Below are 12,208 nucleotides of genomic sequence, written 5' to 3' on the forward strand. Positions count from 1 at the left end.
CTTACCAATGTATAAAATAATATTTATGGGGACACCGGACTTTTCAGTCCCGATTCTGGAAGCTTTAGCAGAGAGCTCTCTGTGCGAGGTTGTCGGTGTTGTGACACAGCCGGACAGAAAAGTCGGCAGGAAAAAAAAGCTGACCGCTCCCCCAGTCAAGAATAAAGCTGTGGAATATGAAATTCCAATCTTCCAGCCTGAGAAACTGTCTGGAAGCAAAGAATTGAAGGAAGTATTAAACCTGAGTCCCGATCTTGTGATCACTGCTGCTTACGGTCAGTATGTCCCGACCGTTTTGCTCCATACGCCTCCCTTCAAAGCGATTAATGTCCATGCTTCTCTTCTGCCTAAATACAGGGGGGCTGCCCCGATCCATTACGCACTGATCAACGGGGAATCAGAAACAGGCGTAACGATCATGTATATGGAAAAAGAAATGGATGCGGGAGATATCTTGTCACAGCGAAGTCTTTCGATCGAAAAGACAGACACGGTCGGAAGTTTGTTTGACAAGCTCAGCCTGCTCGGCAGGGATCTGCTGATGGACACGCTGCCTGATCTGTTCAGCGGTGAGATCACTCCAGAAAAACAAAAAGAATCGGAGATCACTTATGCTCCGATGATCAAACCAGCGGAAGAAAGAATCGACTGGCAAGAATCAGCCGAAACGATCAATAACAAAATACGCGGAATGAATCCTTTTCCGGGTGCGTTTACTTTATTGAGCGGTCAGCGATTCAAATTATGGAAAGCTGAACCGATTCAGAGGAAGAGCGATGAGGCGCCGGGAACGATCATCGTATTGAATAAAAATGAATGCATCGTGGCCTGTGGGGACGATACAGCTCTGTCACTTCATGAAGTTCAGCCTTTCGGCAAACCTAAAATGCCGATCAGAGATTTTCTGGCTGGCGCTTTAAATTATTTAAAAGAGGGAATGCACTTTGACAACGAATAATCTTAAACACAGCAGCCGGTACATTGCTGTTACGATACTGGGAAAAATCGAAAAGAACCAGTCTTTCAGTAATTTACTGCTCACTGAAGCTGTCAAAAAAAATCAGTTGTCAGACAAGGATAGAGGACTGCTGACGGAACTCGTTTATGGCGTGATCCAGAACAAGCTGCTGCTGGACTATCAGCTCGAGCCATTCATCAAGCATCCGGAGAAAGTTGAAAACTGGGTCAGACAGCTGCTCAGACTGTCCTTGTATCAGATGACCCAGCTGGATAAAGTGCCTGCCCATGCGAGCGTGAATGAAGCGGTGCGTATTGCTAAAGCCATGGGACATAAAGGAACAGCCGGGTTCGTCAATGGCGTTCTTCGAAGTATCGACCGTCAGGGGGTGCGTTTTCCGGAAGAAATAACGGATTCTGTCGAGTATCTATCGATCAGATACAGCTTCCCGATCTGGATGATCGAACTCCTTATAGAAGAAGTCGGTATCGTGGAGACAGAAAAAATCATTCAGTCTTTATCTAAACGAGCGAAAGTGAGTCTGCGCGTCAATACTCAGATGAAGCCAATGAAAGAGGTCATCAGTCAACTGAATGATGAAGGTTATGAGGTCAGACCTAGCCAGATCGCCAGAGATGGTCTGATCTGTGAGAACGGTCTGCCGGTAAGCACGGAACTGTTTAAAAAAGGCATCATTACGATTCAGGATGAAAGCTCCATGCTCGTTGCAGAAGCGATGCAGATAGATGAAGGGGATGAGATCCTGGACGCATGTGCTGCACCGGGAGGCAAGACAACACATATGGCCTCGTATCTCACTGGATCTGAGGGAACCGTCACAGCTTTGGATTTAAACAAAAACAAGCTGAAAAAAGTCGAGGAAAATGCGGAGCGTCTGGGGATGTCGTCGCTGATCCAGACACGTCCGATGGACGCAAGGAAAGTCAGCGATGCATTTGGCAGTCAGACCTTCGATAAAATCCTTGTGGATGCTCCTTGCTCCGGTTTGGGCCTGATGAAACGCAAGCCCGATATCAGATATCAGAAAACGCTGGAAGATATCTATGCTTTACAGAAAGTACAGGGAGACATTCTTGATAGTGTTGCACCGCTTCTTAAGAAAGGTGGACGCCTGATTTACAGTACCTGTACCATAACGCTGAAAGAAAACAATGACGTGATCAATGCCTTTTTGAGAGAGCATGCTGATTTCAAAATCGAACCAGTCTTTACTCATAAAAAGGCTGTTCACCATTCAAAAGAAGGCTTTATTAATTTATATCCGCATTATTTTGATACAGACGGATTCTTTATAGCTAGTTTAGTTAAATACTGATCATCACAGAATCGGAAGTTCCTGAAAAAATCTCAGGGACTTTCCAACGTACATAGCATTTATGAAATTATGTTAAGCAGGAGTGAGAGAAACTGAAAATTTTCAAGAACACACACATCGGCAAACGTTCGATCAATCAGGATTATGTAGAGACGTTTTTAAATAAAGACAATCAGCTCTTAGCTGTCCTGTGTGACGGGATGGGTGGACATAAAGCCGGAGATATAGCGAGTGAAATGGCCGTGCTTCAGATTGGCAATCACTGGAAAGACACGACCTTCAGCAGTGCAAAAGAGGCGAGTGAGTGGCTCGACCAGCATATCAATCTCGAAAACCAGAGGATCTACAGAGTGGCTAAAACATACAGTGATTTGGATGGGATGGGCACAACCATCGTCACCGCGGCCTTTATAAATGATGAAATCATCATCGGAAATGTCGGAGACAGCCGGGCCTATTTTTTGAATCAGGAGGGGCTGGAACTGATAACGGAAGACCACTCCTTTGCCAATGAACTGAGGCTCAAAGGAGAAATATCTGAAGAAGAAGCAAAGAACCATCGTCAACGCCATACACTGACTCGTTCACTAGGCGTGTTTGATAAAGTGGCTGTCGATTTTTTCTTTTTAGACCAGAGGGCTGATTCGCTGCTCATGCTTTGTTCAGACGGCCTTTCAAATGGTATCGATACACCGTTAATGAATAAAGTTCTGACAGCACAGCGTTCTTTAAGTGACAGAGCGAATATTATGATGGAGTCTGCTTTGCAGAACGGATCCACAGACAACATAACCATCTGTCTTATCGAAAACAGACAGGATGCAGCGGATAAGGGGAAGGAGGGTAAATAAATGAAGGTAGGAGAAAGAATAAATGATCGTTATAAACTGATCAGAGAAATAGGTTCAGGAGGGATGGCTAAAGTATTTTTAGCAGAAGATCTGATCCTGGAGCGTCAGGTTGCCGTGAAACTGATGGCCTACAATTTCCATGACGACGAAGCAAGTATCCGCCGCTTTAAAAGGGAAGCATTATCAACGACGGAATTGCTTCATTCCAATATCGTCAATGTAGTAGATGTAGGGGAAGATGAAACACCTTATATCGTTATGGAATATGTAGAAGGCTATGATTTAAAAGAATATATAAAAGCGCACCACCCTATCCCATATAAAAAAACAGTGACTTTCATGACGCAGATATTGAATGCAGTGGAGTATGCGCACAGACACAATATCATTCATAGAGATCTTAAGCCCCAGAATATACTTATCGCTCATGATGAGACTATTAAGATCACAGACTTCGGCATAGCCGTTGCCCTGTCGGAAAACTCGATAACTCAGACCAATTCGCTGCTTGGATCTGTGCACTATATTTCTCCAGAACAGGCACGAGGAAGTATGGCCACCAAGCAGTCAGATATCTACTCCCTTGGCATACTGCTTTACGAACTGCTGGCCGGGCACGTCCCTTTTGACGGGGAGTCGCCGGTTTCTGTCGCGCTGAAGCACTTTCAGAATGACATGCCTTCTCTCAGAAAAAAAGATGCGTCCTTACCACAGGCTCTTGAAAATGTGGTTTTGAAAGCAACAGCAAAAGAGCCGGAGAAACGATACCAGTCCGTCCATGCAATGAAAGAAGATCTCATGACGGCCCTTTCTCCAGAAAGGGCCAGAGAACCAAAATTTGTGCCGGAAGATACAGTGGACGACAGAACACGCATTCTTACACCTGTCACGCCGCCAAAAGTGGCCAAAGAAGCTGCTTCTACTGTGAAGGAAGAATCTGAGACATCGGCCAAGAAAAAGGCGTTAAATCGTTCCCAATCGATAAAAACAAATAAGCGAAAGAAAGCTTTGGTCCTGATCATCATCTTTCTGGTGATTGCTGTGATGAGCGTGCTGGCCTTTATCTTGACTCGGCCCAAAGAGGTCCAAGTTCCTGATTTAGCAGGGACGACGACAGAAGAGGCTGCGGCTGCACTGGAAACGCTGAACTTAAGTGTTGGAGAACTGGTCGAACAGAATCATGAAGAGATAGAAGAAGGTCAAATCATACGTACTAGCCCAGCAGCCGAATCAACATTAAGAGAAACCAGTGAGGTCGATTTATATGTCAGTCTCGGAAAAACACCGGTTACGGTCGGAGAGTATGAAGAAGAGGATTTTGAGGAGTCAAGGGCTGAGCTTGCAGAAATAGGGTTTACGGTGGAGAGAGAAAATGCTCATCATCCGTCCATACCTGAAGGACGGATCATTTCTCAGAGTATCGACTCAGGAGAAGAAGTGATCCCAAGTGAGTCAATAATGGTTCTGACTGTCAGTGAAGGCCCCGAAGGACATGACCTGATCAATCTTACAGGTTATTCTTTAGAAGGGGTTGAGAGGTATGCGGATGACTATAACCTTTCTGTTACGATCACGCGAGAACCGCATGATTCTATCCCTGAAGGACAGGTCGCGAGTCAGTCGCCCGAAGCTGGTTCACTCGTTTATAATGGATCCCGCATCTCTGTAGTCTTTTCAACAGGACCAGAGGAGCCGGAAATCATCTCTTTTGACAGAGGTATAACGATCGAGTACATCGAAACTCAGGAAGATGAAAATACGGAAGGCGATGAAACGGATTTCTCTGAAGAAAATGGAGGGCCGCAGCCGGAAGAGCCGGCTGATGAACCAAATCATATCGAAATTTATGTCAGTGATGCCGAAAATTCATATGATGAAATCTATCGGGAGTTTGATATATATGAAGATACAATGGAAATCATTTCCTTCAGTGTCCTGGAAGATGAAACAGCCAGTTACAGAGTTTTGAGAAATGACGAACTGATCATGGAAGAGACAGGGATCACACCGAATAATTAGAAAGGATGTGAGGGATTGAATAAAGGTCAGATCATAAAAGCGCTGAGTGGATTTTATTACATCAAAACAGCCGAGGGAACCATCTATCAGACACGTGCACGAGGTATTTTTCGAAAGAAAAAAATCACACCATTGGTGGGGGACTATGTAGAATTCAGTTACGGGACAGAACAGGAAGGCAGTCTGGAAAAGATACTTCAAAGAAAAAACGAATTGGACAGACCCTCAGTTTCCAATATCGACTTAGGCATCATTGTCATGTCTATTAGTCATCCGGTTTTCTCTACGTCTCTTCTGGACCGTTTTCTCGTTTCAGTTGAATATAAAAACATTCAACCACTTATTTACGTAACAAAAACAGATATCGCCAGTGAAAACGAGTATGGTCAGGTCAAGGCGATCTGTGAAGACTATAAAAAGATCGGATATACAGTCATCTTACCTGAACAGGGAAAAATAATGGCGTCAGATGCGATAAAAAATAGTCTGCAGCCTTACGTCGAAGGAAAAACCGTAGTATTCATAGGACAGTCTGGGGCAGGCAAATCAACTTTGCTGAATAAGATCGACCCGAACTTGAATATCAAAACCGGTGGGACATCGAAATCGCTGGGAAGAGGCAAGCATACGACCCGTCATGTGGAGCTTATTCCTGTTATGGGCAGCTTGGTTGCAGATACACCGGGCTTCAGCGCTATTCAGTTTGATGACATCACAGAACAGGAACTGAGCGAATGTTTTCCTGAAATCTGGGAAAAAGGCAGAGACTGTCGATTCAGCAGCTGTATTCATCAGAACGAACCGGACTGTGCGGTAAAAAAGGCCGTTGAAGATGGCACAATAACGCAATACAGGTATAAAAATTATTCGTCATTGCTTGAAGAAATACAAAACAGAAAACCACGTTATGGAAAGAAAGGGGAAAAATAATGAAAATCGCACCTTCGATATTAAGTGCTGACTTTGCAAATTTAAAAGATGATATTCTCACGGCTCAGGAAGGAGGAGCTGACTGGATCCATGTCGATTCTATGGATGGACATTTTGTTCCGAATCTTACCTTTGGTGCCAATGTAGTAAAGGCTATCCGCCCTTATACTAGCTTACCGATCGATTGCCATCTGATGGTGGAAAACCCGGAGAATTTTGTCGAGGATTTCGCTCAGGCAGGAGCAAATTATATATCGATCCAGTACGAAAGCACGGCCCATATCAATCTGGCGCTGCAGCTGATCAAGAGTTTCGATGTCAAAGCAGGTATCGTCATCAATCCTTCTACACCAGTCAGTTTGCTGGAAGATGTTCTTTCTATGGTAGATATGGTACTCGTCATGACCGTGAATCCAGGGTTCGGTGGCCAGTCATTTATTCCAGAAACACTGAACAAGATCAGGAAACTCGATCAGATGAGAACAGAGAATAACTATGACTTCCTTATTGAAGTCGACGGCGGGATCAATCCCGAGACTATAAAAGAATGTGCTGAAGCAGGCGCGAATGTTTTTGTGGCAGGTTCTTATGTATTCAATTCTGAAGATCCTGGAGAACGTATCGAAGCCTTGAAAAATGCGGTGAGGGCAAGTGACTAAGACTGCTCACATCGTTCTGGGAGCACCAGCAGAATATGCGGTGTTCCCAGAGCCAAGGCAGGAGGATAGTGTGATAGGGGTGGACAGAGGCGCGTTTGAGTGTCTGTCCAGAAATATATCGGTGAATGTAGCTGTTGGAGATTTTGATTCCGTTACACCTGAGGAGAAAGCGTATCTTCGCACGTCCGTTGAATCCTTCCGGGAATTTGATGCTGAGAAAGATGATACGGATGCAGAAATCGCCTTAGCAATGGCTGTGGATGATGAATCGGTGAATGAGATCATCATTTATAACTGGTCAGGGGGGAGACTGGATCATCTGCTGAGCGTCCTCTATATGGTCTACCAGCCTAGGTTCAATAAGGGGATCGACAGGATCACCTTATTGAACAAGATGAACACGATACGGTTTTACAGGCCTGGAAACTATGAGATCAAGAAAGAAGCAGCCAGGTACTATCTTTCTTTCATAGGCATGACGCCGATCGATGAGCTGACGCTTAGAGGCGTCAAATATCCTCTTGATAAAATGTCCTATTCCTATCCAAGAGCGCTGGTCAGTAATGAATTTCTGGCGGAAGATTGCCGGTTTTCGTTCAGCGATGGTTTGCTGGCAGTGATCCAGAGCAATGATAAGTAAAAAGAACGGATATCTAAAGGAGATTTGATCCCTTGATATCCGTTCTTTTTCGTTTTTAAACGCGTTCAACTTTACCTGATTTTAAAGCGCGAGCTGAAACCCAAACTTTTTGAGGTTTACCATCAACCATAATACGAACTTTTTGTAAGTTCGCACCGAAGGTACGTTTAGATTTGTTATTAGCGTGAGAGCGATTATTTCCGCTTCTAGCTTTACGTCCAGTTACAAAACATTCTTTAGCCATTCTTTTTCTCCTCCTTCGTGCCTAGCTCAAATAAATAAAGCTAACTCATACTTATATAAAGTATCATAATTAGGCGAATGAAGCAAGTAGTTTTTAAAAAAAGAATCAAGTGTTTTCCCTTTACAGGACACTCGTGTAAAGGAGTGAAAAATAACTTTTTATTCATTAAACTGGAATACTCCCTACAAAATCTATCGATTACAGTGTATACTAGGTAAAGTGTGAACTAAACGAAACGTTTGGCTGCACAGATAAAGCAGCATGAGAGACCCTGTCTTTTTTTATCAGGTGTAATATGCTAAAATATGTTTGAATATCAAAGGAAATTAACAATGTAAAAAATAATCTTGTAAAACGAAAGGAGTTTGCAACATGAGCGTTCAAATGAATACAAAGTACGGAAACATAGAAATGTCCAGTGATGTGATATCCACCGTGGTAGGTGGTGCCGCAACGGAAATTTTTGGGATCGTAGGAATGGCGAGTCGCAATCAGGTACGTGACGGTATCAATGAGATCCTGAACAGAGACAATTATTCGAAAGGTGTCGTTGTCAGACAGGAAGACACAGATATTGCCGTTGATGTCTATATTATTGTCAGCTACGGTACAAAGATAACTGAAGTGTCTAAAAACGTTCAGGAAAGAGTTGGGTATCAGCTGGAACACGACTTAGGCATCAAAGCCAGTTCTGTCAATGTGTTTGTCCAGGGTGTCAGAGTTCAAAACGATTTTTAAGCCAACGTCACATGTTTTAAGTGACAAAGGAGGATAATGAAAAAGTGGATGTAAATAGTTTAAAAGCAAATAAGTTTAAAGAAATGGTGGCTGTCGGAAGACAGCGACTGGACGAGCACACTGAATACGTCAATTCACTGAATGTGTTTCCTGTACCGGACGGTGACACAGGAACGAATATGAACCTCTCATTTACGAGTGGTGCGAATGCAGTCAAAGAATCTTCGAGTGAGAAAATCGGAGAAATTTCCCAGTCATTAGCTAAAGGTCTACTGATGGGGGCTAGAGGAAATTCCGGTGTTATTTTGTCACAGCTGTTCAGAGGCTTTTCCAAAGCTTTAGAAGGCAAAGAAGAAGTGGATGCGTCAGAGCTTGCCCAGGCTTTTCAGGCGGGGGTCGATACAGCCTATAATGCAGTCATGAAGCCTGTCGAGGGCACTATTTTGACGGTGGCAAGACAATCTGCCAAAGCTGGTGTTCAGAAAGCTGAAGAAACAGACGACGTGATCGTCCTGATGGAGACAGTTTTGGAAGCTGCAAAACGTTCATTGAAGAAAACGCCTGATTTATTACCGATCTTGAAAGAAGTGGGTGTTGTAGACAGTGGCGGTCAAGGTCTTGTCTATATTTACGAAGGATTCCTTTCATCACTGACTGGCGAAAAACCAGCCGAAGATGCAGAGCCGAATCTTGACGAGTTAGTGCGGGCAGAGCACCACAGAAGCGGCGTTCACGAACACGTGAATACTGAAGATATCACTTACGGCTACTGTACAGAAATCATGGTCCGCATCGGCGAAGGGGAAACGGTAGAAAAAGAATTTGATTATGAAGAATTCCGTAACTATCTGAATGAACTGGGTGATTCCCTTCTGGTCGTGGCCGATGAAGAAATCATTAAAGTCCACGTGCATACCGAACGTCCGGGCGAAGTCATGAATTATGGTCAGAAGTTCGGTTCGTTAATGAAAATCAAAGTCGATAACATGCGCGAACAGCACTCCGCTTTATCCGGAGATGAACTCGAGGAAACAGAAGAAAAAGAAGAAAAAGACTTTGCGGTCGTTGCTATCGCTCCAGGTGAAGGGCTTAAGGAACTGTTCGAAAGTCTGGGAGTCGATTACGTTTTACAGGGCGGACAGACGATGAACCCAAGTACTGAAGATATCGTTAAAGCGATGGAAAGCGTGCCTGCCAAGCAGTACATCGTCCTTCCCAACAATAAAAATATCTTTATGGCTGCTGAACAGGCCACCGAGGTCATTGAAGCTGATGCGGCTGTTGTCCCTACACGCACTATTCAGCAGGGGCTGACTGCCATGCTGGGTTATAATCCAAGGCAGGATCTTGAAAAGAATAAAGCATCCATGTCTGATGAAATCGATATGGTCAAATCCGGACAAGTAACATTTGCAGTCAGAGACACGGAAATAAATGGACTGACCATCAAAAAAGATGATTATATGGGGATTATTGACGGAGATATCAAAGTAACAGCGCCTGAACTTTTCGAGGTCACTTTAGAGACGATAAAAGCGATGCTGGACGACGAAAGTGAGATCGTGACAGTACTTATAGGCGAAGAAGGTTCTGAGGAAGAGGCGGACAAATTAGCCGGAATTCTGGAGGATGAATTTGCTGATATCGAAGTGGAAATCCACCAGGGTGGTCAGCCAGTATATCCTTATCTTATTTCGGTAGAATAAATAAAAGGAGACAAATAGAGAAACGACTTGAACTTCTGTTGTTTTCTCTATTTTTCTTTATTTAAGAAAGAAAGGTGGAACATATGACGTTGTCGATCGAAGACCCGATCGCTGGATTGAGCGGAGTGGGTGAAAAAAGAGCAGAAGCATTAAATGAACTGGGAATAAATACCATCAGTGACCTGCTGACCTATTTTCCTTTCCGGTTTGAAGATTTAACAGCTAAATCGATCGACGAGATCGAAGATAATGAAAAAGTCGTTCTGGAAGGGGTTGCGATTTCCGAAGGAACAGTTTCTTACTTTGGCAGAAAAAGAAATCGTCTGACTTTTCGGATGAACTGTGATCATGTCATCGTCTCTGTCACGTTCTTCAATCAGCCTTATTTAAAGAAACAGATCGAAACAGGTAAAGAAATAAAAGTATTCGGCAAATGGGATGGTATCAGAAAACAGCTGAGTGGCATCAAGATCCTCTCATCGGATTCGGCCAGCGATCAGGAAGCTATTTATCATTCTTCAAAAAAAATCAGACAGTCTACGATCTTTAAACTCATTGAAAAGGCCTGGGACCAATACAAGGACGTGATCCCGGAAGATGTGCCCGATCCCTTGCGCCGGAAGCATAACCTTCTGACCCGCAAAGAAATGATTTATCGCATGCATTTTCCTGCTGACAGTAGAGAGTTGGAAGAAGCGCGGTATTCTGTGATTTTCAGGGAGTTCTTCATTTATCAGTTGAGGATGGCCTGGATAAAGCGGCAGACGAAACTGGCTCAGAATGGGCTGACGATCGATTATGATGTCAGACAGTTGAAAATGTTTTTTGATTCGCTTCCATATGAACTGACCCAGGCTCAAAAACGGGTCGTGAATGAAGTATGTAAAGATTTGAAAATAAAAGGACAGATGTTCAGGCTGCTTCAGGGGGATGTAGGGAGTGGAAAAACCGTCGTTGCGGCTTCCGCGATACTGGCAGCTAAGACGGCCGGAAAACAGTCTGCCTTGATGGCACCGACAGAGATCCTGGCCACACAGCACAAACAGTCTTTGGATGAAATGTTTGATAAAACCGAGATCAATGTAGAATTGCTGACCGGATCGACCAGACGGAAAGAACGCGACAAGATACTGGCGAGATTAAGAACAGGAGATATCGACTGTCTCATCGGTACCCATGCGCTGATTCAGGAAGGTGTCGTTTTTGATTCGCTGGCCTTAGTGATCACGGATGAACAGCACCGGTTTGGGGTCGATCAGAGAAAAAATCTGAGAGAAAAGGGATTGAATCCCGACGTGCTGTTTATGACAGCCACACCTATTCCACGAACGCTTTCCATTACAGCATACGGAGAGATGGATGTCTCGGTCATTGATGAAATGCCTTTGGGAAGAAAGCCAATATCCACTTACTGGATCCGACCGAAGCATTTTGACCGGATGACCGGCTTTTTGAAGAAGGAACTGGAAAAAGGACACCAAGTCTATATCATCAGTCCGCTGATCGAAGAATCTGAAATGATGGATCTAGAAGATGTCACAGCACTTTATCACACTTATCAGGAAATCTTAGGAGACTCATTCACCGTCGGGCTTCTCCATGGAAAAATGTCTGCTTCAGAAAAAGAAGCGACTATGGAAGAGTTTCAGCGTAATGCTATACAGGTCCTTGTGTCCACTACAGTCATCGAAGTAGGTGTCAACGTTCCGAATGCCACGCTGATGATCATTCATGATGCAGACCGCTTCGGACTGGCTCAGCTTCATCAACTAAGAGGACGCGTCGGACGTGGGGAACAGGAATCCTACTGCATACTGATCGCCGATCCTAAAGGTGAAAAAGGTGCAGAACGGATGCAGATCATTACCGAGACCTCTGACGGGTTCGCCCTTAGTCAGCGGGATCTGGAAATGCGCGGACCGGGCAATATTTTCGGTAAAAAGCAATCAGGTCTTCCCGAATTTAAAGTGGCGGATATCGTTGAAGATTTCAGTATACTGGAAGAAGCAAGAATGGCTGCTCAGCAGTTGATACAGACAGAAGCGTTTTATAACAAAGAAGAATATAGTTCTTTAAGAAACAGTTTAGGAATAACTAAAGAGAATGAAATGATACTGGATTAGAGTT

11 protein-coding genes are annotated in these 12,208 nt (G+C 44.1%); 10 read left to right on the forward strand and 1 reads right to left on the reverse strand.

Translation table 11 applies throughout. The features are described from left to right. Positions 1-7 precede the first annotated feature (7 nt). From fmt to BM049_RS01050, 7 genes are all read left to right on the forward strand, one after another. Positions 8-958 carry a methionyl-tRNA formyltransferase gene (gene fmt, locus BM049_RS01020; RefSeq protein WP_091527946.1) on the forward strand — a complete coding sequence of 317 codons (951 nt, stop codon included), beginning with the start codon at positions 8-10 and terminating at the stop codon, positions 956-958. Further along, positions 945-2,294: a 16S rRNA (cytosine(967)-C(5))-methyltransferase RsmB gene (rsmB, locus tag BM049_RS01025; RefSeq protein WP_091527947.1), complete on the forward strand. Its 1,350-nt coding sequence runs from the start codon at positions 945-947 to the stop codon at positions 2,292-2,294. The genes fmt and rsmB overlap by 14 nt, the downstream gene beginning before the upstream one ends. 116 nt (positions 2,295-2,410) lie before the next feature. After that, positions 2,411-3,145 carry a Stp1/IreP family PP2C-type Ser/Thr phosphatase gene (locus BM049_RS01030; RefSeq protein ID WP_281242174.1) on the forward strand — a complete coding sequence of 245 codons (735 nt, stop codon included), beginning with the start codon at positions 2,411-2,413 and terminating at the stop codon, positions 3,143-3,145. Next, complete coding sequence (pknB, locus tag BM049_RS01035; protein ID WP_091527950.1) at positions 3,146-5,164, forward strand: Stk1 family PASTA domain-containing Ser/Thr kinase; 2,019 nt, start codon at positions 3,146-3,148, stop codon at positions 5,162-5,164. A 15-nt stretch (positions 5,165-5,179) separates the two neighbouring features. Next, positions 5,180-6,094 (forward strand): ribosome small subunit-dependent GTPase A, encoded by a 915-nt coding sequence (rsgA, locus tag BM049_RS01040; RefSeq protein ID WP_091527952.1) that lies wholly within the window; start codon positions 5,180-5,182, stop codon positions 6,092-6,094. After that, complete coding sequence (gene rpe / locus BM049_RS01045; RefSeq protein WP_091527954.1) at positions 6,094-6,753, forward strand: ribulose-phosphate 3-epimerase; 660 nt, start codon at positions 6,094-6,096, stop codon at positions 6,751-6,753. Before rsgA ends, rpe begins: the two co-directional genes overlap by 1 nt. Continuing rightward, positions 6,746-7,393, forward strand: a complete 648-nt coding sequence (locus tag BM049_RS01050) for a thiamine diphosphokinase (RefSeq protein WP_091527956.1) — start codon at positions 6,746-6,748, stop codon at positions 7,391-7,393. The genes rpe and BM049_RS01050 overlap by 8 nt, the downstream gene beginning before the upstream one ends. Positions 7,394-7,448: 55 nt before the next feature. On the opposite strand, the gene rpmB is transcribed toward BM049_RS01050, so the two are convergent. Continuing rightward, positions 7,449-7,637, reverse strand: coding sequence for a 50S ribosomal protein L28 (gene rpmB / locus BM049_RS01055; protein ID WP_091485920.1), 189 nt, complete (start codon positions 7,635-7,637; stop codon positions 7,449-7,451). A 372-nt stretch (positions 7,638-8,009) separates the two neighbouring features. Here rpmB and BM049_RS01060 point away from each other — a divergent pair, with 372 nt between their 5' ends. The 3 genes from BM049_RS01060 (at position 8,010) to recG (ending at position 12,204) form a co-directional block, all read left to right on the forward strand. Continuing rightward, entirely contained in the window at positions 8,010-8,375 is a 366-nt protein-coding gene (locus BM049_RS01060; protein ID WP_091527958.1) for an Asp23/Gls24 family envelope stress response protein, read from the forward strand. 44 nt (positions 8,376-8,419) lie between these two features. Then, positions 8,420-10,081, forward strand: coding sequence for a DAK2 domain-containing protein (locus BM049_RS01065; RefSeq protein WP_091527959.1), 1,662 nt, complete (start codon positions 8,420-8,422; stop codon positions 10,079-10,081). A gap of 83 nt (positions 10,082-10,164) precedes the next feature. Beyond that, on the forward strand, positions 10,165-12,204 hold the full coding sequence (recG, locus tag BM049_RS01070; RefSeq protein ID WP_091527961.1) for an ATP-dependent DNA helicase RecG: 2,040 nt from the start codon (positions 10,165-10,167) through the stop codon (positions 12,202-12,204). Positions 12,205-12,208 lie beyond the last annotated feature (4 nt).

This window comes from Alkalibacterium subtropicum, from assembly GCF_900112455.1.
Classification (GTDB): Bacteria; Bacillota; Bacilli; order Lactobacillales; family Carnobacteriaceae_A; genus Alkalibacterium; species Alkalibacterium subtropicum.

Bases quoted from the DNA above. Each gene is read 5' to 3' on its own strand.
- fmt (WP_091527946.1), top strand. From the start codon at position 8: ATGTATAAAATAATATTTATGGGGACACCGGACTTTTCAGTCCCGATT.
- pknB (WP_091527950.1), top strand. From the start codon at position 3,146: ATGAAGGTAGGAGAAAGAATAAATGATCGTTATAAACTGATCAGAGAA.
- rpe (WP_091527954.1), top strand. From the start codon at position 6,094: ATGAAAATCGCACCTTCGATATTAAGTGCTGACTTTGCAAATTTAAAA.
- rpmB (WP_091485920.1), bottom strand. From the start codon at position 7,637: ATGGCTAAAGAATGTTTTGTAACTGGACGTAAAGCTAGAAGCGGAAAT.
- BM049_RS01060 (WP_091527958.1), top strand. From the start codon at position 8,010: ATGAGCGTTCAAATGAATACAAAGTACGGAAACATAGAAATGTCCAGT.
- recG (WP_091527961.1), top strand. From the start codon at position 10,165: ATGACGTTGTCGATCGAAGACCCGATCGCTGGATTGAGCGGAGTGGGT.